The sequence below is a fragment of the Rhodoferax sp. P1_F3 genome (assembly GCF_056405715.1).
On sequence record NZ_JBFUBO010000002.1, the window covers coordinates 385840 to 407907 of the forward strand.

The following is a 22068-nucleotide window of genomic DNA, read 5'->3' on the forward strand; positions in this document are numbered from 1 at the left end:
CTACTTTGATAGCTGCTTGCGCATATTCGACGGGGGCTAGAGGCCAATTTAATATCAATTAGCCGATTGAACTACCGCTCGGTAAGTTGGCGTGGCGTGAGCACTAGTTTTCCCTTAAAATTACCGATCGGTAATTTATGAGGTCCAGCATGCCCAGCGACAACACTGCATTACCGCTCAGTAAGATTGGCTTGCCGAGCGTCGTGCGCACCAGTGCAGACCTAGGCGCGGCGGCGCGCCAGCAGCGCCAGCATCTGGGCCTGAAGCAAGACGATGTGGCTGGGCTCGGGAATACCGGCACCCGTTTTGTGGGGGACCTGGAGAACGGCAAGCCCACCATCCAGCTGCAAAAGGCCCTGGATTTGCTAGAACTGCTCGGCCTGGAATTGGTGGTGCAGGCCAAGTCCGGGCGCTTGTCATGAATGTTGCCGCACCCAGCCTGGGGCTGTATTTTGAAAATCAACGCGTTGGTTGGGTGTACGACACCCAACCCCTGTCCTTCGCATACGACCTTGAATGGCTATCCGCCAGCACGCTGTGTGTGGGCACCATCCCCCTGGAGCCGGGCCCCTCCGACGCGCCCTGCGTAACGGCCTTCTTTGAAAACCTGCTGCCCGAGGGCGAGCTGCGCGCTTATCTGTTCGCGGCCAAGCAAACCAGCACCCTGTTTGGTTTGCTGCAGGCCGTTGCGGGCGACACGGCGGGTGGCTTTGTTTTGCTGGCGGGTGACCAATTGCCGCAGCCGCCCAGCTACCAAGCCACCTCTTGGCAAGCCCTGGCGGCAGAGTTGCAGAGCAAAACTGCAGCGGCCGTTCATCTCAAGGGCGATGGTGTTCGCATCTCATTGGCGGGCGCGCAAGACAAACTCTCCATTGCCTTGTTTGCCGATGGTGTGCCCCGTCTGGGGCTGGGCACCAGCCCATCCACCCACATCGTCAAGCCCGACATGCGCCGTTTCGAAGGCATCTGGGCCTCCGCCATCAACGAAACCCTGGTGATGCGCACCGCCGCCTTGTGTGGCCTGGACGTCGCGCCCGTGTTTTACGAGCCCACTACGCGTGCATGCGTGGTGGAGCGGTTTGATCGCGCGGTGTTGGCGGATGGCCAAGTGGGGCGCCGCATGCAGTACGACTTGTGCCAACTCAGCGCCCTGCCATCTGGCAAGAAGTACGAGGCCGAAGGCGGCCCCAGCCTCAAAGACTGTGCAGAGCTGGTGCGCCGATATTCCACGGTCCCCGCCCTGGACCTGCGCCGCTTGGTGGCCTGGGTATTTTTTAACGTGTTCACTGGCAACAACGACAGCCATGCCAAAAACCTGTCCATTTACAGCCCAGTCCCAGGTGTTGTGCGGTTGACGCCGTTTTATGACCTGATGTGCACCCGGATCTACCCGGGGCTGGCACAACACTTCGCCTTCCACATCGGCGGCACCAGCTTGCCGGGTGACATGGAGCGTCCCCATTGGGTAGCCATGGCGGAGCAACTGAACTTGCGGCCCACATTCGTACTGAGCACCGGCATAGCGCTGGCAGCGCAATTACCCGCAAGCTTGGAGAAGGCGGCGCAGACCCTGGCTCCGCTGCTGGCCCCCAACGACGCGGTGATGGCCGAGCGGCTGGTTCAGTTTGTGGGGAATGCGACTCGGCAGACCGTGAAGCGTATGCAGTAAGCGTGTGATCGACTCATGGTGCACCTGTTCGGTAGCGCCACGCTGACCCGAGTTGTGTCCGTGTGGTGCAAGCTGCTCCTGTTTTGATAGCTGTTAGCGCAATGTTGGCGGGGGCTAGAGGCCTTAAATGTCTCTAACTCTGAGTGGCAACCCTCACCAGGGCAAGCCCATCCAACCACGCTGTGCGCAGCGGTGGGCCCATCACGTTGGGGCTACACCGCCGCCAGCATGCGTACCGCCTTGATGCTGTCTTTCATTTCAGCCTGGGCTACTTTCAGGTCGTAGGTACTTTGCAGGTTTAGCCAGTACTGCGGGGTTTGACCCAGTGCACGGCCCAGGCGCAGGGCCAACTCAGCAGTCACTGGGCGGTCACCTTTGAGCACGTGCGAGACGCGCATGGGCGACACGCCAATGGCATCGGCCAATGCGGCTTGGGTCAGCGCCATGTCGTCCAGGGTTTCGCGCAGAAACTCACCAGGGTGAATGGGTGGCAGACCATTGGTAGGGCTTTTGGTAGTCATCTCAATCACTCCTCAGTGGTAGTCCACGATTTCAACGTCAAAGGCATTGCCGCGCTCAAACCGAAAGCACAGGCGCCAGCGGTCGTTGATGCGAATGCTCCACTTGCCTGCCAAGTCGCCCGTCAAGGCCTCCAGCCGGTTGGAGGGCGGTATGCGCAAGTCATCGACTTCTGTCGCAGCGTCCAGCTGTGTCAAACGCATCACCGCACGCTTGAGGATGTCCGGCGGCAGGCGTCGCGACTTGCCAGTGGCAAACAGGCGCTCGGTTTCGACGCTGGCAAAGGTCTCGATCATTTGCCGAATTATAAACAATTTGTTTATTGAAGGGCGGGCGCAAGGACCTGCCCATGCTCGCGTACGACTCGCGGAGTTACTGGAGAACGGTGCCAGCGCCGATTTGGACGCTCACCCCCTGCTGGGTCCGCTTCAGGTTGATATTGCCGTGCGCCTTCGTGCGTCGAGCAACCTGCGACCCAGATCGCTACTACTTTGATAGCTGCTAGCGCAATGTTGGCGGGGGCTGGAGGCCTAAAATGTCCATAACTCTGAGTCGCAACCCCATGAACCTCCTTTTTGTCTGCAGCCGCAACCAGTGGCGCAGCCCCACCGCCGAACAGGTCTGGCGCAAGCACCCCGGCCTGTCGGTGCGCTCCGGCGGCACCAGCCGCAACGCCCGCCACCCGGTGTCCGAGGCTGACATCTTGTGGGCGGACGCCGTGTGCGTGATGGAGGACAAGCACGCCACCCAGCTCAAGGCCAGCTTTCGGGAGCTGCTTCAAGGCAAGCTCCTCCATGTGCTGGATATTCCGGACGACTACCGCTACATGGACCCTGAGTTGGTGGAACTGGTGCGTAGCGGGGTTGAGGGGATTCTGGATAGCCACACCCAAGGAGGTTCCAATGGATCGCGATAGGTATGCCAAGTGGCGGGCGGAGATCCTGTCGAAGTTTGAGTCCAAACACAGAGTAGAGGCAGATACAGTGTTTCACGTCTCTTCGTCTGGACGATTTAGTTTGGAAGTGCAAACCTATTCATCCGGGACAAACTCTTGGGACTATTCCCGGGGAGTCGTACGCGCTATTTCAGGGGGGCAAACGGTCGCCGACGTAAAGCGGAACTACGGCATCTTTTGGCATACGTGGGTTACTTTGCCAACTGGACACGAGTACCTGCTGTGCGGCGAAGATTACCAAGGCTACAGCGTGGTGGCATTGGACGAAAAGCGGTGGGAGGTTCACTTCCCTGACGAAGCATTTACAGGTGGTGGTTTCTGCTGGGCGGCTGCCCATCCATCGCCCGATGGTTCGCTTTTGGCGGTGGATGGCTGCTATTGGGCTTGCCCTTACGAACTGGTGGTTTTTGACTTTTCAAAGCCAATGGCCTTGCCGCTAGTTGAAGTCGCAAGAATTGCTGATTACGGGGATTTCGTTGCGTGGACATCTAACGATGCTTTTGACTACGTGACTGACTTTGAAACCGACAAGAAGCAAATGCACTGGAAAAGGGTCTAGAAATACTCTATGCCAAACAGACCACCAGACATCGAAGCCCAAATCTACTTTCTCACCACGGCAGAGGGTGGGCGAAATGGTCCTGTGCGATCAGGCTATCGGCCGCAGTTTTTTTATGACGATCATCAATGGGACGCCCACCAAGAGTATCCAGAGAGGGAGTGGGTGCAACTTGGAGAAACCGCCAGGACTTTGCTGTGGTTTATGAGTCCTCAATGCCATTGGGGCAAGGTCTCACCAGGCATGGAATTCGAAATCATGGAGGGACCGCGCGTCGTTGGGCGAGGGACAGTGACTGCTATTCTCAATTTGGAGCAATCGGCGAAAGAGCTAGGTAAGGCGTCTGGATAGAAGCGTAGTTTCTGAGGGCGAGCAAATAACGGGCCTGAAGTTATAAAAGGGAGCTGGCGCAATGCCAAAAACTATTTACTGCTGGCGTTGCTGTGTAGACATTCCCATGCTGACAGATGAAGAGTGGAGCGAAGTAGCCCCACATTTGACGTCTGGGATCGAGCAGATAAAGCGCTATCGAGAAGAACACCAGTGCGGTCTTGCTGAGGCTACACAAAAGGGATTTGGGCAAGAAGCCTTGGCAATGTATGAACGCATGTCGGGGTTCAAGGAAACCAACCCCAATGCTTTGTTTCATCATCGCTTGAGTCTCTATGGCCCTCCTTGTCAATCATGTGGCAAACCATTGAGAACGCCTGCTGCAAATTCTTGCGTAGTTTGCGGAACCGCTCGGGAGTGAACGATGAAATCTGATGTTGTCGCTGCACACAAGCATTCTTCTATGCATCGTGCTGAAGTTGAAGCTAGTGGCGTTTGCGGTTGTTTTCACTGCCTCGCAGTCTTTTCTCCAAGCGTCATCAAGGAATGGACGGATTTTCCTGAGACCCCTGGAGGTAACAGCGAGACCGACCCAGGTTGCACCGCTCTTTGCCCGCATTGTGGAATTGACTCGGTGATCGGCGCTGCCTCCGATTACCCCGTTACCCGCGACTTTCTTAGGCAAATGAACAAGCGTTGGTTTTAGCGTGTGGCCCACACCAGCTGCGGCAGTGCCTCCAGCAGCGCCGCCCGGTCGCGTTTGGGCAGGGATCGCAGTCCGGCGGCTACCCACTGGGCGCGCTCCAGGTTGATGCTGCCGTGCGCCCTCCAGCGTTGGGCTTCCAGGGCGGGGTTGTGCAGCATGGCGGCCAGCCACACGGCCTGGGCGGTGGTGAGTTGGTCGGCGCGTTTGCCAAAGTAAATGTGGGCCGCGGCCTGCGCGCCGCACACGGTGGCGCCCCAGGGCGCGTGGCTCAGGTATAGCTGCAGGATGCGCGCCTTGCCCAGGGTTTGTTCCATCTCCACCGCGTAGAGCAGCTCGCGCAGCTTGCGCACAGGCGAGCGTTCGCCGCCAGTGACCAGTAGCTTGGCCACTTGTTGCGACAGCGTGCTGGCGCCGCGCAGGGTGGCGTCCTCCACCTGGTTGCTGCGCAGGGCCTTGTTCATCTCCACCAGGTCGTAGCCGGGGTGTTCATAAAAGCGCTGGTCTTCGGCCGCCAGCACGGCGCGGGCCAGCAGGCTGTCGGCGCGCAGCGTGGCCTTCGCCATGGCCACGGGCAGGCCCTGGCTGCATTGGCTTTGCGCCTGCGCCCAGGCTTCGGTGCCCAGGCCTTGTACGGCCATGCCTTCCAGGCGCGGCTGCACCGTCAGCGCCTTGCCGGGCAACTCCAGCGTGGCCTTCAGCGAAAACGTGCCGTCGATCTGCGCGGTGGTGACCTCGGGGATGGCATTGGCGAACAGCGCGTAGCCATCGGCCACCGGGGTGGTGGGTACATCGATGTGCAGTGTGATGCCGGTGGGGCGCAGTGCGCCATGCCAGGTGGCCGTGACAGCACCGCTCTGCAGCGTACCGCGCAGCTCGGTGGCGTTGCGGCGCACGGTCATGCGCACGTCTTGCAGGCGCAGCGGCTCGCCGCCCCAGCTGCTGCTGCGCAGCGTGCAGGGTTGGCAGTGCAGACTGAGTTGCTGGGTGGCGTCGTCCCACGCTATGTGCACATCGCCCAGGCGCGTGGGCAGGGTGCGGCCATGCAGCTGCTTGGCAATCCACGGTGTGCTGCCCCACTGGATGAGTGCAGCTACGCCCACATCCATGTTTAGTGGCCCAACACGCAAGGTCGTGGCCCAGTCGCCCGGTGCGGGGCGCACGACGGCACGCGCCGTGAACAGCAGGGCGCTCAGGCCCAGCATGGCCAGCACCGCGGTAAAGACCAAAACCCGGGCCGTAGCCCACAACAGTTTGCGCACAACATCATCCTTGCAAGAACACAACAGGCTTAGAGCGGGGTGGCCACGGTGATGGCCTTCCATGGCCCCGTGGACTGGCCAGCGGTAGACGCCCAGTACCAGGCCGAGGCATCGGTGAAGCCCTGGCCTTGCGCGTCTTCAATGCGTTCGCACACGCGCACGGCGCGGCCGCCGCGGTCGGCCACAAAGCAGCGCCAGCGGGTCTTGTCTGCTTGCTCCTCCAGCTGCTCATTGCGGATGCGGTAGCCCAGGCCGCGGTAGCAGTCGGTGGCGGGGTGCAGCATGCGGGTGGGCCGGTCCACCGTGCGCAGCACCAGCACCTGGCGGCCATCGGTCAGGCGCGCCAGCGTGCCAGGAAAGTGTTTGGCAAAGCGCAGTTCCACTTCGCTGAGTGCCAGCGGGCGCAGCGGCGTGCCTTGCCATTCGGTGGGCAGTTCCACGCTCTGCGCGGCGGTGTTCGCATCCTGCGGTGCCGAGTGTTCGGCCACGGCCTGGCCTATGCCCCACAGTGCACACAGCGGCAGCAGCGCGGCCCACAGTGTCTTGTGCAGCACGCGGTTCAAGAAACGGTTTTCCAAGAGGCTCATGATGTCGCGCGCTCCAAATTTGCAGTGCGGCCCATGGCCCAGGCAATGCCGCCGCACACGGCAGCCAACACCAGCAGGCCCACGGCGTCATGGCTCCAGCCGGGCAGGTGCGCGCCTGATGCTTGGGTGGCCACCAGCACGGTGTTGCGCAGCACATTGCCCAGCAGCACCAGTGCACCCACCACCGGCAGGCGCAGCAGAAAGGTGGTGTTGCTTTTGCTGGTAGCCAACGCTACTACGCACGCCGTGAAGTAACCCAGCCACGCCATCTGCACACCCGAGCAGGGCGCGTCCACGATGATGAGCTGGCCATCCACCACCAGGCTGCTGCCCGTGCGCTCCACGGTGTGGGCGATGGACAGCAACCAGCGGCTGGCTTCGGCGGTGACCACGCGCAGTGGAAAGCCCGCATAAAACTGCAGCGAGGCCAGCAGCGGCAACGACAGCACGGACAAGCCCAGCACCGGCGCGGTGGCCACGCGCGCAGGCAGAAAGGCGATGAGCCCCGCGGCCACCGACAGCAGGCCGATAAGCGCCACCACGAGGTCCGGCAGCTGCTGGTGTAATGCCGTGGTCAGCACCGCACCGGCCAGCGCTGTCACCTGAAAACCCAGGCGCGGTGCGGCACGCAGGTGCCGGCGGTGCTGCCACAGCAGGCCGCCCAGGGCCGCCAGGGCCAGCAGCCCCAGCGGGTCGTCCGAGCCGTCCACCATGCGCAGGCCCATCCACCACCAGGTGGGCCACAGCGCCAGGGCCAGCAGGGCCAGCCAGCGCCATTCGGGCGCGGTGTCCAGCGCGATGCCAAAGCGCACAAAACGGGGCATGTGCAAAAGGCGGGGCAGTGCCATGGCCAAATCTCCTGCTTAGCTGGTGTAGTGGTGGGCGCGCAGGGATGCGCGGCGACGGCGGTGCGCCAGCATGGCCAACACCGACAGCGTCACCAGGATCGCACCCCAGGTGGCGGGCTCGGGTGTGCTGGGCACTTCGGCGCCCAGGGCCGAGTTCTCCACACCTTGCGGCAAGGGTGAGGGTTGGTTCACGCTGGGGCTGTCGGCCGGCGCCTTGTTGCGCACTACCTGGTCCACGGCCAGGAAGCTGGTGTACTGCGTCAACAGGCTGTATTTCAGGCCCAGGTCGGTAATGGCGTCCTTGGCGGCGCTGCCGCCTTCCAGGGCTTCCTGGTCGCTCAGTGCGGCAATGCGGTGGCGGGCCCACAGGTGGCGCAGGGCGGCGGTGTCGGTGGCATTGCCAGCGTTGATGGGCATACTGAAGTGCAGGGGGCCGCTGGCGGAGTTGCCATCCACAATCAACGTGCCCTTGGCATCACCGCGCCATTTGCCAAACACGATAAGCGGGCGCTGGGCCAGCAGGTCGGGCAACTGGCGGGGTTCCACGTCGTACACGTCCAGGCCTTCAAAACGCACCTTCACATTGGTGAGCACGGGGGAGTCAATCATTTTGCGGAAGCGGGCAGCTTGTTCGGCGGCCTCGGCAGGTTGGGTGATGATGAAGGGTTCGCCCATGCCCGCACGGGCCAGGCCTTCCATGAGGTGGCGGTTCACGCTGGAGCCGATGCCGAACGAAAACACGTTGGCGCTGGAGAGGTTGTTACGCACCAGCTCAAAGGCTTCGCGCTCCACGGTCACATAGCCGTCGGTCACCACCACCACGGTGCGCGACACATCGGCGTTCTTGGGTTGGGCATACACACGCTTGAGTGCCGGGATCAGCTCGGTACTGCCACCGCCGCCTTCCTTGTCGATGGTGCGGATGGCCTGCTCGATATTCGCTTTAGTGGCTGGCACCGAGGTGGCATTCAAAAAGCTGTTGCTACCCGAGAACAGCAGCACGTTGAAGGTGTCGCTGGGGCGCAGGCCGCCAATCAGCTCGCGCAGCACGGCCTTGGCCGTGTCCAGCGGAAAGCCGTGCATGGAGCCCGAGATATCGACCACAAAGATGTATTCGCGCGGCGTGATGGCCGTGGCGGCCGGGGCCTTGGGTGGCTCCACCATGGCGAGGAAAAAGTTCTCGTCCTGGCCCTTGTAGAGCATCACGCCGGTTTCTATCTTGTCGCCCGCCAAGCGGTAGTTCAGGATGAAGTCGCGGTTGTTGGTGGGCTCGGCCGTGGGGTTCAGGCCCACCACGGTGGTGCCGCCCTGCTCGGTGTAGCTGCTGATGGTGTGCGAGCTGGAGCGCACTTCTTTCACACCAATGGGCGTGTTCAACGTCACATGGATGTCAAACGCAGGGGCCGCCGCGCTGGTGGGCGTGTTTTGGCCCTGGGGCAGGATGGGCTGGGCCACCCAGGTCGCGTTGGCCTGGCCGCTCTGTGGGCTGTTGTAGCGCGGGCCCACGACGGTGGGGAATACGAACTGGTAGTTGCCATCGGTAGGCAGCAGCAGCTCGGTGTAGCGCAGCTCCACCTTCACATCGTCGCCCGGCATGATGTTGGCCACATTCATCTGGAACACATTGGGCAGGTGCTGCTCCAGCAGCGCGGCGGTTTTGCCCTCTTGCTTGGCCGCGTCGTACTCGATCTTGGCCTGCTGCTTCTCACGGATCTTGGCAGTGATCAGGCGGTCTGCCAGTCGCACGTTCATGCCATGCACTGCCGCGCGCGTAGAGCCGGGGAACACGTACTTGGCCTCGATGGCGCGCTGGCCTTCGTTCTTGTAGGTCTGCACCACGGTCACGTCGGCAATCACGCCGCTGACCTTCACATTCACCTGGGTGGATTTGAGCGGCAACTGGTCCACGCCAGGGTTGTCGCTTTTGACGAAGAAATAGGGGCTCTCGGTTTTGAGACGGAGCGCCGCATCGCGGTCTTGCGCGTGCGCCGGGGGGCTGATGGCCAGCGCTACAAAGCAGGCGGCAGAGAGCGTGGTGGTGGCTAGCCAGAGCCAGCGTGACAGCGAGCCAGTGGTGTGCGCGGGAGGCTCAGTGGCGGCATCGGGGGCCGGGTGGGTAGCAACAAGTGCCATGGGGCTTCTCCATTCGGCGTGCGGTATTGCACGGTGGAGAGAGCATCCCGCCGGGGAGAGAAGTCAGTTTGAAGCGGCTAGGGGCTTGTGTGAAGTCTGTGTGAAAACGGGGTGAAAGGAAACACGAAGATCGACAGCCTTCAATACTGAATAGATGCCTTTTCCTTTTGGAGTTTGGCTAATTTCAGCTTAGACAAATATGTCCGACCTTCAGGGGTGACCTTGTACCTTGCTTGTCCAAGCATCTCCATTTCTGAGGAAAGAATACCTACTTTGACAGCTTCGCTTAACACAGCAGGACCTTTGATCCCCAAACCCCCTTCAAACCCGCCACCTACATAAGCCAGAAGCCGATCACTGTATTCGGTTAGTGCTTGCAGTGCATTTGCGGAATTAAGCAGCTCTGTAATTTCGTCAAAGGTGAGGCCACCGATCAAAAACATCTCTGGCTTAACTGAAACTTGACTTCGGAGGGTTGCATTCTCCCTACTCAATCTTGCAATTTCATCTGCAAGTGCAGACATGTCGGCGTGGTTGTTTGCGCGCACCCATCCAACCAATTCGCTGCTTCGAGCCAGGTTTGCTAAGGTTTCACCAACTGCAATTTTTATGTCTTTCGTGTCTTCGCACATTTTTACGAGCTTGCTCAAAACGAGTGCACGGAACTCTTTGAGTTTGTTTGGGTCGTTCATCTCGAGGACTGACTTGCCTACCGCCTTCACTTTTTCATCAATAAACTCATCGGTGAGTACGCAAGCAAATAGAGGTTTCTCTTGCTGAAGCGCGTATTCGTACTCTAGATGGGTGTAACTCTTGCCTGATTTCGGTTCAATACTTCCGTACCTCCCACCTAAGATCAGCAAATAGATGTCCGACTCATCAATCCACTGTTTGATAGCCTCCATTTGCGATTCGTCACCAGCCGTAAATAGCTCCATGCCGGCGGGGAAATGCCCCGCTGTCAGGATCGCTTCCACCGCCGCTTGTCGCTCTTGAACTAGGTCGGTATACGTCGATGAAACGAAGATCTGAAGCCGTTTACTTGCAAAGTTGACCATATTTAGATCTCTAGTTTGTGAATAGTTTTTAGTCAGTGCGGCGCCTCAACCACAACGTAGCAGCAGTACCGCTTCCCTCTATGTCGAGCCTATTTGCCAACTCTATGCGCCCTCGGTGCAGCGAAGCAATCTCTTTCACAAAGCTCAACCCCAATCCCGTGCTCTTCTTCTTGGAGTGTGGCCGCGCCAGCGAATAGAACTTCTCGAACACCTTGTCCTGCGCGTAGCCGGGGATGCCGGGGCCTTGGTCGCGCACGGTGATCTGGGCCCAGCGGCCTTGCACTTGCAGGCCGAGTTCGATGTGGCCGCCTTCCGGTGAAAAGTCCAGCGCGTTCTCCAGCAGGTTGCTGACGGCGCGGCGTAGCAAAAAGGGGTCGGCCTCTACGGTCACATCTTCGCTGGCGGCCACAGTGATGCGGCAGCCACGCTGTGTGGCCACGCCGTGGGAGGCATGGGCCAACTCGTCCAGCAGCGGCAGCAGGGCCACGGGTTGGGCGTTGTCCAGCACACGGCGGGTTTCCAGCGCGGTCAGCTCCATCATGCGGTCCACCATCTCCTGGATGCGCTGGGTCTCACGCTGGATGTTGGTGAGGAAGCGTTGGCGCTGGGCTTCTTCCATGGGCTCTTGCAACAGTTCGGCCGCGCCGCGGATGGCGGACAGGGGGCTCTTCACTTCATGCGTGAGCGTCTGCACATAGTCGGCTACGTAGTTGCGCCCGGCCAGCGCGTCGCGCATCTCGTCGTAGGCGGCGCGCATCAGGTCCCAGGCGCGGCGCAGCAGGCGGCCGGGGTGGAAGCCCTGCTGCGCCTTGATGTAGCGCGCGTAGTCGGCAATCAGGCCAAAGGGCCGCACCAGCCACATGGACACCATGACCGCCAGCACCAGCACGGCCAGCACCGAGATGAGCCCCGCATACAGCGTGCGGCTGCGCGCGGCGGCCACAAACTGGCCGAAGGTTTGTACAGGTTTGCCTACGGTGACGGTGCCAATGATTTCGCCACTGCCCGCGCCTTGCGCATTGTTGGTCCAGCGCACGGGAGCGGCCATGTACATGACGGCGGAGTTGGGGTCGCCCGGGATGTCCAGCGTGGTGCGGGCGCCGTATTCGCCCTTGAGCGTGAGCTGCACGTCGCGCCATTGCGAAAAGTCTTTGCCCTGCGACTGGCCCGTGGAGTCAAACACCACGGTGCCGCTGCGGTCGGTGACGTAGGCGCGCAGTTCCACCTTGGTCTTGGTGACGGTGAAGATCTGGGCGCTGAACTCGCGCGCGTAGGCGGCTTTGAAGAGGCTGTCCAAGCGCGCGGTGTCGATGGCGCCATCGCGCACGTCCTGTTCGATGAGGGTGGCCAGCAGCTGCGAGGTTTCCACCAGCGACTCTTCGGCCGACTCGCGGTAACGCGGGTCCAGGTCGCTGACCACGCGGTAGAGCACGGCGGCCATGCCGATCGCGTAGATCAGCAGCAGGCCAAAGAAGATGCGGCTGCGCTTGCTCAAGGCGTGGCCGGCAATTCTTCGCTCAGCGCGTAGCCGCTCCCGCGCAGGGTGCGGATAGGGTCGTGCCCGGGGGCGACGAGCTTGAGTTTGGCGCGCAGGGTTTTGATGTGGGCGTCCACCGTGCGGTCAAAGCTGTCGTTGTCGCCACCCCAGACCTGCAGCAGCAGCTCGTCGCGCGTGAAGACGCGGCCAGGCTTTTGCACCAGCAGGCGCAGCACGCCGTATTCGTAGCGCGACAGCTCCAGTGCCTTGCCGTAGAAGCGGATTTGGTGGCGCTCTTCGTCCAGCGCCCAGATGGCGGGGGCACCCGTTGGCATTGCTGGTGCAGGCGTTGCAGTGGCCACGGGCCGCGCACTGCGGCGCAGGATGGTGCGCACGCGCGCCACCAGCTCGCGCGGCGAGAAGGGTTTGGCGATGTAGTCGTCGGCGCCAAGCTCCAGCCCCACCACGCGGTCGATCTCGTCGCTGCGCGCGGTCAAAAACAGCATGGGCACCTGGTTGCCGCCGGGCAGGGCCTGCAGGCGGCGGAAGAGCTCGAACCCGTTCAGGTCGGGCAGGCCCACGTCCAGCACGGCCAGCGCGGGCAGCTCGGCACTGAACAGGCGAATAGCGTCTTCCGCCGTACTGGCCCACACGGGCGCAAAGCCATCGGTGGACAGCACGTACTGCAGGGTGTCGGCAATGCCGGACTCGTCTTCAACAAGGAGGATGCGCGGTTTCAGGGCCATGGGGCGCATTGTGGCGTAAAAATGGCTTCCAGCCCCCGTGGACTATGCGCAAGCAGCTATCAATTACGTAGCGTTTTGCGCCGTACCAGCCAGGTCATCCAGGATGGGGCAGTCGGGCCGCTCATCACCATGGCAGCAGTCCACCAGGCCGCTCAGCGTGCGCTGCATGCTTTGCATGGCTTCGATGCGCTGGGTCAGTTCCGCCATGTGCTTTTGCGCAATGGTTTTCACGCTGCTGCTGGCGCGGCGGCGGTTTTGCCACAGGCCCACCAGCTCAGCAATCTCGGCCATCGAGAAGCCCAGGTCGCGGCAGCGCTTAATGAAGCGCAGCGTGTGCACATCGGCCGGGCTGTAGAGGCGGTAGCCGCTGTCCGTGCGATTGACCTTGCCCAACAGCCCCAGCGATTCGTAGTGGCGCAGCATCTTGGCGGACACACCACTCTGGCGCGCCGCCTCGCCTATGTTGACCGGGTCGCTGGACACTGCCGCAGGTTTAGGCTGCAACGGCATAGCCTTCTTCGGCAATGGCTTTGGCCAGGGTGTCGCGCGGCTGGGTGGATTCCACGGCCACCTTGTTTTGGCTGCGGTCGATGGTGACCTGGGCTTGCGGGTCGGCGTCTTGAATGGCGCGGGTGACGGCTTTCTCGCAGTGGCCGCAGGTCATGCCGGTAACGGTAAAGGTTTGGTGCATCACAACTCCTGTTTTGAATGGATACAGGAATTGTGAACCTTGCCACCGTGGGAGGGTCAAGCGCAGGGCTTTATCTTCCGTAGGTGGCCGTGAAGCTGGCCTTGCCCAGCAGGTGCGCGCCCAGGCCCTTGTTCAGGATGAAGCCGTGCAGGCCCGCGGTGCCGGTTTTGGGGATGCCGCCAGCGGCCTGCAGGTCGTCCACATCGTAGGCAAACACCGTAAAGATGTAGCGGTGTGGCTTGTCGCCCACGGGTGGGCAGGGGCCGCCGTAGTTGCCGTTGCCGCCTGTGGCGCCGGTGTCGTGGAAGTCGGTGCTGCCACCAAAGGCCGGGGCGGGCAGCGTGGTCGCCGCATTGCCCGCGCCGCGCGCCAGGCCGGTGGCGCTGGCGGGGATGTTGTAGACCGTCCAATGCCAGAAGCCGCTGCCGGTGGGGGCGTCGGGGTCGTAGACGCTGAGCGCTAGCTTCTTGGTGCCGGCGGGCACGTTGTCCCACTGCAGGGCCGGCGACACATTGCCACCCTGGCAGCCAAAGCCGTTGAGCACGAACTGGTTGTCAAACGAACCCGATGCCAGGTCCGGGCTGCTGACGGTGAAGGGTTTGGTTTGGGCCCAGGCTGCGCTGGTGGCGAATGCCATGCTGCTGACCACCAAGGCGGCTGCGCCCAGGGTGCTGAGGGATGTGCGTACGGTGAATGTCATATCTGCTTTCCTTCCAAAAGACTGCGCTCATTGCGCAAGACGATTGTTGGGCGGCAGGCTGCCGGGGCGTTAGCCGATGGCGCTGGTTTCTTGTGCCAAAGCGCTTTTTCTGGGGCGTGCCACCACGGTGTCAGCGGTGCGGACTGACGAGGGGCTCAGGCCAAAGCGGTTGCGAAACGCGGCGGTGAACCGGCTGTGCGACTCGTAGCCGCAGCGCTGCGAGATTTGCCCCACCGGAATATCGGTGGACTGCAGCAGGCTCAGGCCCAGCTCCAGGCGCACCTCGTGCAGGCAGGCGGTCACGTTGCTGTTTTCGTCCTGCAGACGCTGGCGCAGCGTGCTGCCGCTGAGCAGAAAATGCTGGGCCAGTGTGTCCACCGACCAATCGGCATGGGGGCTCTGCGAAATCAGGTTGGTGACCCGGTCGGTCCACGACAGTTGCACGCGGCTGGGGAACACCAGGCGCTGTTCGGCCAGGGTCAGCAAGAGCTCCACGCCACGGTGCACCGCGCTGGTAGAGAGCGTCTGGGCTGATGCGCGCTGGGCGCGCTCCCAGGTCTGCGCCCAGTCGTCGGGCGCGGTGGTGGTGGCAAAGCCGCTCAGCGGCGGCTGACTGGCCAGCGCGGGGTAGTGGCTGGCAAACGCATCGGCCACCGCATCGGGAATGGTCCACACGCTGGCTGCGTAGCGCCCCGAGGGGCCGATGTGGTTGGACACATTCCACTGGTGGCCCGCGGCCAGCAGGCACAACCCGCCAGCGGGCACCAGCAGCTGGCCCTCTGCGCGGTGGGGTGTGATGATGCCCTTGCTGCCCGCGCGCACCCACACCACACCGTGCTTGCGCACGCGCACAGTTTTCAGGGTGTGGCTGACGGCTACCGAGATGTCGAAGAAATGTGGGTCCATGCCGATAGTTTGGCTTATGTGCCGCAACTTGCCTTGCGCGCCATTTTGATTGGCGCAATAATGGCGCAATACCCGTTTTATGCGCCACTATGTCTAACCTAACCCCATCGGAAGACTTTGACCGCCTCGTCCAGTTGATTGCGCAGCATGCTGACGGGCTGGCCGTGGAAGCGCTCACCGTTGCCATCCGCGACGTACCGCGGCGCACATTGCAGCGCCGTTTGGCCGCACTGGTGCAGGCGGGGCGGCTGAGCTTGGTGGGGTTGGGCCGCGCAGCGCGCTACGTGGTGCCAAGTACGAAGCGGGTTTCCTCTGCGACATCCGCATTTTTGCCATTGTCTGTACATGAGCCGGGCGCCGACTACCCCACCGAGGTCTACGTGCCTACGTCTCCAGAAGGCGAGGCCATCAAGGCCTATGTGCGCCAGCCACGCCACCTGCGCAAGCCTGTGGGTTATCAACAGGCGCTTCTGGAGGCCTACCAGCCCAATGTCACCGCCTACCTGCCCCCGGAATTGCGCGCCCAGTTGCATGTCTTGGGTCAGTCCCCCGCAGCGCAAACCCCCGCAGGCACCTTTGCGCGCGACATCCTGAACCGCTTGCTGATCGACTTGTCGTGGGCCTCGTCGCGTCTGGAGGGCAACACCTATAGCCGCTTGGACACCGAGCGCCTGATCGCCCAAGGGCAGGTGGCCGATGGCAAAGACGCACTGGAAACCCAGATGATCCTCAACCACAAAGAGGCCATCGAGTACTTGGTGGCTGACCCCGCGCGCGCCAGCCTGACGCCTGACACCGTGATTGCGTTGCATGCCTTTTTGTCAGATGGCTTGATGGCTGACCCGATGTCCGAGGGACGCTTGCGCCAGCGTGCGGTAGCGATTGGCGGTAGCGTGTACCTGCCCTTGGTCTCGCCGCAAGGTGTGCAAGACCTGTTCGGCATCGTGGTGCAGATGGCAGCCGAGATTGAAGACCCGTTCGAGCAAGCCTTTTTTCTCATGGTGCATCTGCCTTATCTGCAGCCCTTTGAGGATGTGAACAAGCGTGTCTCACGCCTGGCTGCCAACATTCCTTTCATCCGGCACAACCTGTGTCCGCTGTCGTTCATTGACGTACCTCAGCAGGCCTATGTGGACGCCATGCTGGGCGTGTACGAACTCAACCGTGTGGAGCTGCTGCGCGATGTGTTCGTATGGGCTTACGGGCGTTCTTGTCAGCAGTACGTGGCGGTGCAGCAAAACATGGGGCAGCCGGATATGTTCCGTCTGCGCCATCGACGGGCATTGGGTGAGGTGGTCGCGGTGATGGTGCGAGCGATGGAGCCGGCGACTGAGGAGGCTTTGCGTATGCGTGTGCCTGCAGAGGTGGCACAAGCGGATCGGGCAGGTTTTATTGCACTTGCGCTGACAGAGCTCAAGGCGCTGCACGCAGGCAAGGCGGTGCGGTTTGGCTTGCGGCCGTTGGAGGTGGAGGGGTGGTTGGCGAGGTAAAGGGCAGGCGTACCATCAAGGTATCGGCGGTAGCTCTGCACACACTTCTCGCACACACCCGCGCAACCAGCGGTGCGCCGGGTCGGCGTGCTGGCGCGGGTGCCAGAGCAGGGAGACGGTGAACTCCGGCGTGGCAAAGGGCAGTGCGAAGCTGTGCATGCCGGCGCGCAGCACACCGGTGTGGCGCTCGGGCACGCTGGCAATCAGGTCGGACGCGCGGGCCAAGGCCACGGCGGTGGAGAAGCCGTCCACGATGGTGCGCACCTGCCGCCCTAGCCCCAGCGCCTGCAGGGCCTCGTCCAGCTGGCCTTTGTCCAGGCCACGGCGCGAGACATTGACATGCTGTCCCGCCGTATAACGCGCAGGCGTGATCTCGCCCTGGCTGAGCGGATGCCCGGCGCGCACCACGCCAATATGCCGGTCGCGGAACAGGGCCTGGGCGCGCAGCTCGGGGCCCATGCTGCCTTCCACCACGCCGGTTTCCAGGTCCACCGTGCCGTCGCGCAGGGGGCCGCTGTCCTTGTCGGGCTTTTGCACAAAGCGCAGGCGCACGCTGGGCGCCTCGGCCGCCACGCGGGCAATCAGCGCAGGGCCAAAGTTCTCCACAAAGCCTTCGCTGGTGCGCAGCACAAAGGTGCGGTCCAGCTGCTGCAGGTCGATGTGTTCGGTGGGGCGCAGCGCGGCTTCAGCGTCCTGCACAAGCTGGCCCACTTTTTCACGCAGTTCGAGTGCGCGGGGTGTGGGCACTAGGCCGCGCCCGGCGCGCACCAGCAGCGGGTCGCCCGTGGTCTCGCGCAGGCGGGCCAGCGCCCGGCTCATGGCCGAGGGGCTCAGGCGCAGGCGCCGCGCGGCACTTGCCACGCTGCCTTCTTGCAGCAGAACATCCAGCGTGACCAGCAGGTTGAAGTCGGGGGTGGACATGGGCGAACGATAGCGCAAATGGCTGTGACATGGCGTCATGTGCATGAATATAGTGCAAATGCTGCGTCTTCCGCCATGCCACTGAAAAACCTACGCTTCAAGCATGCAAACCTCACCCACTCCCCTCTCAGCCGCTGCCCGTGGGGCGCTGGCCAGTTTGTCCCTGTCGCTGCTGCTGTCTTCGCTGGGCACCAGCATTGCCAATGTGGGGCTGCCCACGCTGGCGCTAGCGTTTGGCGCATCGTTCCAGCAGGTGCAATGGGTGGTGCTGGCCTATCTGCTGGCCATCACCACGCTCATCGTCAGCGTGGGGCGGTTGGGCGATGTGGTGGGCCGCAGGCGCCTGCTGCTGGGTGGCATTGCGCTGTTCACGGTGGCATCGGGCCTGTGCGGGCTGGCGCCCACGTTGCCGTTGTTGATTGCGGCCCGCGCACTGCAGGGCCTGGGCGCGGCGGTGATGATGGCCATCACCATGGCACTGGTGGGCGAGATTGTTCCCAAGGCGCGCACGGGCAGCGCCATGGGCCTGCTGGGCACGATGTCGGCCGTGGGCACGGCGCTGGGGCCGTCGCTGGGCGGTGTGCTGCTGGTCACGTTGGGCTGGCGCGCGCTGTTCCTCATCAACCTGCCACTGGGCGCGCTGGCCATGATGCTGGCCTGGCGTTGCCTGCCGGTGGACCGCAAGGCGGCAGCGCAGGCCGTGGTGCGCTTTGACTATCCAGGTACCTTGCTGTTGGCGCTCACGTTGGCAGCCTATGCGCTGGCCATGACCTTGGGGCGCGGCCACATGGGTCTGTTGAATTTGGCGTTGCTGGCAGCCGCAGCGCTTGGCGTGGCCTTGTTTGTGCGCACCGAGGCCCGCGCCGTATCGCCTCTGGTGGCATTGGCCATGTTCCGTGAGGCCGGACTGAGCGCTGGCTTGGCGATGAACGCACTGGTGTCCACCGTGATGATGGCGACGCTGGTGGTGGGCCCGTTTTACCTAGCGCGCGGGCTGGGGCTGGATGCCACCTGGGTGGGCGGTGTGATGGCGGTGGGGCCGGTGGTCTCTGCCGTCAGCGGCGTGTTCGCGGGCCGCATGGTGGACCGTTGGGGTGCGCAGCGCATGGTGGTGGCGGGGTTGGTGGCCATGGTGGCAGGGGCCGTAGGTTTGTCGGTGTTGCCCCCGCTGCTGGGCGTGGCGGGCTACATCGTTGCCATGGCGGTGTTGACGCCCGGTTACCAGCTGTTCCAGGCGGCCAACAACACGGCGGCGATGCAGGACGTGCGCGCGGACCAGCGCGGCGTCACCTCTGGCATGTTGAACCTGTCGCGCAACCTGGGCTTGGTCACCGGTGCTTCCGTCATGGGGGCCGTGTTTGCGTGGGCCGCAGCCACCAGCGATATTGGCACCGCACCCCCTGAGGCGGTGGCCAGCGGCCTGCAGATCACCTTTGCGGTTGCAGCCGCCTTGGTAGTGGCTGCTTTGGCCTTGGCACTGGGCGGACGCGCGCGCGCAAAAGCCCCCTTTAGCAACATGATTTGACCTTCCCCCCATGGCAGGGCCTAAGCTTGCGCCATGACTGACCAAACAACCTCCGCGACCATCGATATCGGCATTGGCGGCATGACCTGCGCATCGTGTGTGATGCGCGTGGAAAAAGCCCTGAAGAAAGTGCCTGGGGTGGACAGCGCCACGGTGAACCTGGCCACAGAATCTGCACGCATCGAAGTGCATGGCCCCAATATGGAAGCCCGACTGCGCCGTGCAGTGCGTGATGCGGGCTACGAGCCACTGGCGCCCAGTGCAGCAATAGACGCCGTGGAGGCCTCTGCGTGGGCGGGCTTTGGGCCGGTGGGTATTGGGCTGGCGCTGTGCGCACCGCTGGTGCTGCCCATGGTGGGCGACCTGTTTGGCAAAGACTGGATGCTGCCCGCGCTATGGCAGTTTCTGCTGGCCACGCCGGTGCAGTTCATCTTGGGCGCGCGTTTTTACAAGGCCGGTTGGCATGCGCTCTTGGCGCGCACCGGCAATATGGATTTGCTGGTGGCGCTGGGCACCTCGGCGGGCTGGGCGCTGTCCATGTGGCTGTGGCTGACCGCGCCGGACCATTCGGCGCATGGCGGGGCGGTTATGGCGCCGCACCTGTACTTTGAAAGCAGCGCCGTGGTGGTGACGCTGGTGCTGCTGGGCAAGTGGTTGGAGGCGCGCACCAAACGCCAGACCACGGCCGCCATCCGCGCGCTGCATTCGCTACGGCCTGACACCGCGCATTTGCTGGGGCGTGAAGGCGAAGTGGATGTGCCGGTGGCCGAGGTGTTGGTGGGCGACAAGATCGTGGTGAAGCCCGGCGAGCGCTTTCCCGTGGACGGCACGCTGCTCGAAGGCCGCACGCAGGTGGACGAATCCATGCTGACCGGCGAACCGCTCCCCGTGACCAAGGAGGTGGGCGCCAAGCTCACCGGCGGCAGCATCAATGGCGAGGGCCGTGTGGTGCTGCAGGTGCGCGCTGTGGGGGTGGACACGGTGCTGTCCCACATCATCCGCCTGGTGGAAGACGCGCAGGCGGCCAAGGCGCCCATCCAGCGGCTGGTGGACCAGGTGAGTGCGGTGTTTGTGCCCGTGGTGTTGGTGATTGCGCTGGTGACGTTGCTGGCCTGGTGGTTCACCGGCCACAGCTTTGAGGTGACGCTGATCCACGCTGTGGCGGTGCTGGTGATTGCCTGTCCCTGCGCGTTGGGTCTGGCTACGCCGGCGGCCATCATGGCGGGCACTGGGGTGGCGGCCAAACACGGCATCCTCATCAAAGACGCGCAGGCGCTCGAGCTGGCGCACACCGTGAACGTGGTGGCCTTCGACAAGACCGGCACGCTGACCGCGGGCCAGCCGCGCTTGACTGCGCTGGTGCCGGTGGGCTTGGCGGAGGACGAGGCACTGCGACTTGCCGCGAGCCTGCAAAGCGGCAGTGAACACCCGCTGGCGCACGCCGTGGTGACGGCTGCCAAAACCAAGGCGATGGAAGTGCAAGCCCCCACCGATGTACAAGCCGTGCCTGGCCGCGGCACGCAGGGTGCGGTGGCCGGGCGCACCCTGCTGCTGGGCAGCCTGCGCTGGATGCAAGAGTTGGGCGTGGATCTGGCCGCTGTGAATGCGCAGGCGGCACAACTGCAGGTTGATGGCGCCACCGTGTCTGCCATCGCCGAGCGCACCGGGGCTAGTGTGACGCTGCTTGCCCTGTTGGCCTTTGCCGACGAACCCAAGCCCGGCGCCAAAGAAGCGCTGGCCACCTTGAAGGCACGCAGCATCCAGACCGTAATGATCTCCGGCGACAACCGGGGTGCGGCCGAGGCCATGGCAAAACGCCTGGGGCTGGACGCGAAGGATGTGTTGGCCGAAGTGCTGCCGGGTGACAAGGCCGCCAAGGTGGCAGAGTTGAAGGCAGGAGGAAAAGTGGTCGCCATGGTGGGTGATGGCGTGAACGACGCCCCGGCCTTGGCCGCTGCCGACGTCGGCATGGCCATGGCCAACCCCAACGGCGGTGGCACCGATGTGGCCATGCACGCGGCTGGCATCACGCTGATGCGCGGTGACCCGCTGCTGGTGGCTGGCGCACTGGACATCAGCCGCCGCACGGTGGCCAAGATTCGGCAAAACCTGTTCTGGGCCTTTGCCTACAACGCGGCGGGCATCCCACTCGCTGCGCTGGGTTATCTGAGTCCCGTGGTGGCCGGTGCGGCCATGGCGCTCAGCTCGGTGAGCGTGATGACCAATGCGCTGCTGCTCAAGCGCTGGAAGCCGGATTAAGCATGAAACAAGCCTCTAGCCCGCGTGGAATCTGCGCAAGTAGCTCCTAAAATAGGAGCAACATCACTTCGTGCAGGCCAAGAAGTGGTTGTTGCCGTTGGACATGCACTGGTAGAAGCTGCGGTCCTTGCCGGTGGAGAACTGGCAGTGGGCCAAGGTGGTTTGGGACTTGGCGCGGCGCAGGCTGGCGGCGTTGTTGTCGTAGTCCGCCTGGGTGATGTAGCCGTCTTTCAGGTTCTTGGCGCTCACCTCCAGCGCCGTATCTGCCTGGTCCTGCGCATTCTTGACCGCGCTCATGCAGTCCAGCGGCACCTCTTTGCTGTCCTTGGTTTTCAGCGCTTTTTCCATGCCCTTGGCCAACTCCTGCACGTCCTTGGAGAGCTTCTTGGTGCCGTCGGCGTTGTACTCGGTGGTGCCGCCGGCCTTGCCGTTGTTGTCGCCGCCAAAGCCGCTGTTGCTGCGCAGCTTCAGGGCCTCGGCGCCCTTGTCGGTGGCGGGCGGCTGCGAGCCGTAGTGCGTCTTGCCTTCGGCATCCACCCATTTGTAGACGCCCTGGGCGTGGCCTAACGCGGTGGCGAGCAACAGTGCCAGGGACAGGAAGAGGGGATGGAGGCGCATGGTGGGGACGGGTGCGATGGTAGGTTTAGGGGGAAATTCTATGCGGGAGCCGTGTCAGCAGCGGTAAGCTTGTCTCCAGACGGGCAAGCTCTTAGACTGCAATAAAAAAGGA

24 protein-coding genes are annotated in these 22068 nt (G+C 62.9%); 9 read left to right on the forward strand and 15 right to left on the reverse strand.

Features of this window, described 5'->3' with window-relative positions; translation table 11 throughout:
* Positions 1 to 149: 149 nt before the first annotated feature.
* The gene (locus AC1DZ5_RS04495; protein WP_477886478.1) at positions 150 to 422 is read left to right on the forward strand and encodes a helix-turn-helix domain-containing protein; all 273 of its coding nucleotides are present in this window, start codon (positions 150 to 152) and stop codon (positions 420 to 422) included.
* On the forward strand, positions 419 to 1669 hold the full coding sequence (locus AC1DZ5_RS04500) for a HipA domain-containing protein (RefSeq protein WP_477886480.1): 1251 nt from the start codon (positions 419 to 421) through the stop codon (positions 1667 to 1669). The genes AC1DZ5_RS04495 and AC1DZ5_RS04500 overlap by 4 nt, the downstream gene beginning before the upstream one ends.
* Positions 1670 to 1881: 212 nt before the next feature.
* On the opposite strand, the gene AC1DZ5_RS04505 is transcribed toward AC1DZ5_RS04500, so the two are convergent.
* Positions 1882 to 2190 carry a HigA family addiction module antitoxin gene (locus tag AC1DZ5_RS04505; RefSeq protein WP_477886481.1) on the reverse strand — a complete coding sequence of 103 codons (309 nt, stop codon included), beginning with the start codon at positions 2188 to 2190 and terminating at the stop codon, positions 1882 to 1884.
* Between the two features lie 12 nt (positions 2191 to 2202).
* Entirely contained in the window at positions 2203 to 2484 is a 282-nt protein-coding gene (locus tag AC1DZ5_RS04510; protein ID WP_477886483.1) for a type II toxin-antitoxin system RelE/ParE family toxin, read from the reverse strand.
* A 266-nt stretch (positions 2485 to 2750) separates the two neighbouring features.
* On the opposite strand from AC1DZ5_RS04510, the gene AC1DZ5_RS04515 reads away from it, so the two are divergent.
* The 4 genes from AC1DZ5_RS04515 (at position 2751) to AC1DZ5_RS04530 (ending at position 4738) form a co-directional block, all read left to right on the forward strand.
* Positions 2751 to 3104: a low molecular weight protein tyrosine phosphatase family protein gene (locus AC1DZ5_RS04515; RefSeq protein WP_477886485.1), complete on the forward strand. Its 354-nt coding sequence runs from the start codon at positions 2751 to 2753 to the stop codon at positions 3102 to 3104.
* Complete coding sequence (locus tag AC1DZ5_RS04520; RefSeq protein ID WP_477886487.1) at positions 3091 to 3702, forward strand: hypothetical protein; 612 nt, start codon at positions 3091 to 3093, stop codon at positions 3700 to 3702. Before AC1DZ5_RS04515 ends, AC1DZ5_RS04520 begins: the two co-directional genes overlap by 14 nt.
* 9 nt (positions 3703 to 3711) lie before the next feature.
* On the forward strand, positions 3712 to 4053 hold the full coding sequence (locus tag AC1DZ5_RS04525) for an EF-Tu C-terminal domain-related protein (protein ID WP_477886489.1): 342 nt from the start codon (positions 3712 to 3714) through the stop codon (positions 4051 to 4053).
* A gap of 403 nt (positions 4054 to 4456) precedes the next feature.
* The gene (locus tag AC1DZ5_RS04530) at positions 4457 to 4738 is read left to right on the forward strand and encodes a cytoplasmic protein (protein ID WP_477886491.1); all 282 of its coding nucleotides are present in this window, start codon (positions 4457 to 4459) and stop codon (positions 4736 to 4738) included.
* On the opposite strand, the gene AC1DZ5_RS04535 is transcribed toward AC1DZ5_RS04530, so the two are convergent.
* The 11 genes from AC1DZ5_RS04535 to AC1DZ5_RS04585 all read right to left on the reverse strand — a co-directional run bounded on the left by AC1DZ5_RS04535 (position 4735) and on the right by AC1DZ5_RS04585 (position 15143).
* Positions 4735 to 5997 carry a biosynthetic peptidoglycan transglycosylase gene (locus tag AC1DZ5_RS04535; RefSeq protein ID WP_477886494.1) on the reverse strand — a complete coding sequence of 421 codons (1263 nt, stop codon included), beginning with the start codon at positions 5995 to 5997 and terminating at the stop codon, positions 4735 to 4737. The two genes, AC1DZ5_RS04530 and AC1DZ5_RS04535, sit on opposite strands and share 4 nt — an antisense overlap.
* Positions 5998 to 6026: 29 nt before the next feature.
* On the reverse strand, positions 6027 to 6584 hold the full coding sequence (locus AC1DZ5_RS04540; RefSeq protein WP_477886495.1) for a hypothetical protein: 558 nt from the start codon (positions 6582 to 6584) through the stop codon (positions 6027 to 6029).
* Entirely contained in the window at positions 6581 to 7432 is an 852-nt protein-coding gene (xrtQ, locus tag AC1DZ5_RS04545; RefSeq protein ID WP_477886498.1) for an exosortase Q, read from the reverse strand. The genes AC1DZ5_RS04540 and xrtQ overlap by 4 nt, the downstream gene beginning before the upstream one ends.
* A 15-nt stretch (positions 7433 to 7447) precedes the next feature.
* Positions 7448 to 9565: a VIT and vWA domain-containing protein gene (locus AC1DZ5_RS04550; RefSeq protein WP_477886500.1), complete on the reverse strand. Its 2118-nt coding sequence runs from the start codon at positions 9563 to 9565 to the stop codon at positions 7448 to 7450.
* Between the two features lie 140 nt (positions 9566 to 9705).
* Entirely contained in the window at positions 9706 to 10623 is a 918-nt protein-coding gene (locus AC1DZ5_RS04555) for a DUF4062 domain-containing protein (protein ID WP_477886502.1), read from the reverse strand.
* 28 nt (positions 10624 to 10651) lie between these two features.
* Positions 10652 to 12118 (reverse strand): two-component system sensor histidine kinase CreC, encoded by a 1467-nt coding sequence (gene creC, locus AC1DZ5_RS04560; RefSeq protein ID WP_477886504.1) that lies wholly within the window; start codon positions 12116 to 12118, stop codon positions 10652 to 10654.
* Entirely contained in the window at positions 12115 to 12846 is a 732-nt protein-coding gene (gene creB / locus AC1DZ5_RS04565) for a two-component system response regulator CreB (protein ID WP_477886506.1), read from the reverse strand. Before creB ends, creC begins: the two co-directional genes overlap by 4 nt.
* 63 nt (positions 12847 to 12909) lie before the next feature.
* A complete protein-coding gene (cueR, locus tag AC1DZ5_RS04570) occupies positions 12910 to 13356 on the reverse strand; it encodes a Cu(I)-responsive transcriptional regulator (protein ID WP_477886508.1) in 447 nt (148 codons plus the stop codon).
* Positions 13340 to 13537: a heavy-metal-associated domain-containing protein gene (locus AC1DZ5_RS04575; RefSeq protein ID WP_477886511.1), complete on the reverse strand. Its 198-nt coding sequence runs from the start codon at positions 13535 to 13537 to the stop codon at positions 13340 to 13342. Before AC1DZ5_RS04575 ends, cueR begins: the two co-directional genes overlap by 17 nt.
* Positions 13538 to 13607: 70 nt before the next feature.
* Positions 13608 to 14237 (reverse strand): YbhB/YbcL family Raf kinase inhibitor-like protein, encoded by a 630-nt coding sequence (locus tag AC1DZ5_RS04580; protein ID WP_477886513.1) that lies wholly within the window; start codon positions 14235 to 14237, stop codon positions 13608 to 13610.
* Between the two features lie 69 nt (positions 14238 to 14306).
* Positions 14307 to 15143, reverse strand: a complete 837-nt coding sequence (locus AC1DZ5_RS04585; protein WP_477886515.1) for a helix-turn-helix transcriptional regulator — start codon at positions 15141 to 15143, stop codon at positions 14307 to 14309.
* 89 nt (positions 15144 to 15232) lie between these two features.
* On the opposite strand from AC1DZ5_RS04585, the gene AC1DZ5_RS04590 reads away from it, so the two are divergent.
* On the forward strand, positions 15233 to 16633 hold the full coding sequence (locus AC1DZ5_RS04590) for a Fic family protein (RefSeq protein ID WP_477886516.1): 1401 nt from the start codon (positions 15233 to 15235) through the stop codon (positions 16631 to 16633).
* Between the two features lie 15 nt (positions 16634 to 16648).
* Here AC1DZ5_RS04590 and AC1DZ5_RS04595 read toward each other — a convergent pair whose 3' ends face one another.
* Positions 16649 to 17554, reverse strand: coding sequence for a LysR family transcriptional regulator (locus AC1DZ5_RS04595; protein WP_477886518.1), 906 nt, complete (start codon positions 17552 to 17554; stop codon positions 16649 to 16651).
* 103 nt (positions 17555 to 17657) lie between these two features.
* Here AC1DZ5_RS04595 and AC1DZ5_RS04600 point away from each other — a divergent pair, with 103 nt between their 5' ends.
* Together AC1DZ5_RS04600 and AC1DZ5_RS04605 are read left to right on the forward strand one after the other, a co-directional pair.
* Complete coding sequence (locus AC1DZ5_RS04600) at positions 17658 to 19079, forward strand: MFS transporter (protein WP_477886520.1); 1422 nt, start codon at positions 17658 to 17660, stop codon at positions 19077 to 19079.
* A gap of 33 nt (positions 19080 to 19112) precedes the next feature.
* Positions 19113 to 21338, forward strand: coding sequence for a heavy metal translocating P-type ATPase (locus tag AC1DZ5_RS04605; protein WP_477886522.1), 2226 nt, complete (start codon positions 19113 to 19115; stop codon positions 21336 to 21338).
* Between the two features lie 63 nt (positions 21339 to 21401).
* Here AC1DZ5_RS04605 and AC1DZ5_RS04610 read toward each other — a convergent pair whose 3' ends face one another.
* Positions 21402 to 21956, reverse strand: coding sequence for a DUF4124 domain-containing protein (locus AC1DZ5_RS04610; protein ID WP_477886524.1), 555 nt, complete (start codon positions 21954 to 21956; stop codon positions 21402 to 21404).
* Positions 21957 to 22068: the final 112 nt, after the last annotated feature.

What these genes read in the sequence shown, in the direction of transcription:
- AC1DZ5_RS04495 (WP_477886478.1), top strand. Translation starts at nt 150, where the DNA reads ATGCCCAGCGACAACACTGCATTACCGCTCAGTAAGATTGGCTTGCCG.
- AC1DZ5_RS04500 (WP_477886480.1), top strand. Translation starts at nt 419, where the DNA reads ATGAATGTTGCCGCACCCAGCCTGGGGCTGTATTTTGAAAATCAACGC.
- AC1DZ5_RS04505 (WP_477886481.1), bottom strand. Translation starts at nt 2,190, where the DNA reads ATGACTACCAAAAGCCCTACCAATGGTCTGCCACCCATTCACCCTGGT.
- AC1DZ5_RS04510 (WP_477886483.1), bottom strand. Translation starts at nt 2,484, where the DNA reads ATGATCGAGACCTTTGCCAGCGTCGAAACCGAGCGCCTGTTTGCCACT.
- AC1DZ5_RS04515 (WP_477886485.1), top strand. Translation starts at nt 2,751, where the DNA reads ATGAACCTCCTTTTTGTCTGCAGCCGCAACCAGTGGCGCAGCCCCACC.
- AC1DZ5_RS04520 (WP_477886487.1), top strand. Translation starts at nt 3,091, where the DNA reads ATGGATCGCGATAGGTATGCCAAGTGGCGGGCGGAGATCCTGTCGAAG.
- AC1DZ5_RS04525 (WP_477886489.1), top strand. Translation starts at nt 3,712, where the DNA reads ATGCCAAACAGACCACCAGACATCGAAGCCCAAATCTACTTTCTCACC.
- AC1DZ5_RS04530 (WP_477886491.1), top strand. Translation starts at nt 4,457, where the DNA reads ATGAAATCTGATGTTGTCGCTGCACACAAGCATTCTTCTATGCATCGT.
- AC1DZ5_RS04540 (WP_477886495.1), bottom strand. Translation starts at nt 6,584, where the DNA reads ATGAGCCTCTTGGAAAACCGTTTCTTGAACCGCGTGCTGCACAAGACA.
- xrtQ (WP_477886498.1), bottom strand. Translation starts at nt 7,432, where the DNA reads ATGGCACTGCCCCGCCTTTTGCACATGCCCCGTTTTGTGCGCTTTGGC.
- AC1DZ5_RS04550 (WP_477886500.1), bottom strand. Translation starts at nt 9,565, where the DNA reads ATGGCACTTGTTGCTACCCACCCGGCCCCCGATGCCGCCACTGAGCCT.
- AC1DZ5_RS04555 (WP_477886502.1), bottom strand. Translation starts at nt 10,623, where the DNA reads ATGGTCAACTTTGCAAGTAAACGGCTTCAGATCTTCGTTTCATCGACG.
- creB (WP_477886506.1), bottom strand. Translation starts at nt 12,846, where the DNA reads ATGGCCCTGAAACCGCGCATCCTCCTTGTTGAAGACGAGTCCGGCATT.
- cueR (WP_477886508.1), bottom strand. Translation starts at nt 13,356, where the DNA reads ATGCCGTTGCAGCCTAAACCTGCGGCAGTGTCCAGCGACCCGGTCAAC.
- AC1DZ5_RS04575 (WP_477886511.1), bottom strand. Translation starts at nt 13,537, where the DNA reads ATGCACCAAACCTTTACCGTTACCGGCATGACCTGCGGCCACTGCGAG.
- AC1DZ5_RS04580 (WP_477886513.1), bottom strand. Translation starts at nt 14,237, where the DNA reads ATGACATTCACCGTACGCACATCCCTCAGCACCCTGGGCGCAGCCGCC.
- AC1DZ5_RS04585 (WP_477886515.1), bottom strand. Translation starts at nt 15,143, where the DNA reads ATGGACCCACATTTCTTCGACATCTCGGTAGCCGTCAGCCACACCCTG.
- AC1DZ5_RS04590 (WP_477886516.1), top strand. Translation starts at nt 15,233, where the DNA reads ATGTCTAACCTAACCCCATCGGAAGACTTTGACCGCCTCGTCCAGTTG.
- AC1DZ5_RS04595 (WP_477886518.1), bottom strand. Translation starts at nt 17,554, where the DNA reads ATGTCCACCCCCGACTTCAACCTGCTGGTCACGCTGGATGTTCTGCTG.
- AC1DZ5_RS04600 (WP_477886520.1), top strand. Translation starts at nt 17,658, where the DNA reads ATGCAAACCTCACCCACTCCCCTCTCAGCCGCTGCCCGTGGGGCGCTG.
- AC1DZ5_RS04605 (WP_477886522.1), top strand. Translation starts at nt 19,113, where the DNA reads ATGACTGACCAAACAACCTCCGCGACCATCGATATCGGCATTGGCGGC.
- AC1DZ5_RS04610 (WP_477886524.1), bottom strand. Translation starts at nt 21,956, where the DNA reads ATGCGCCTCCATCCCCTCTTCCTGTCCCTGGCACTGTTGCTCGCCACC.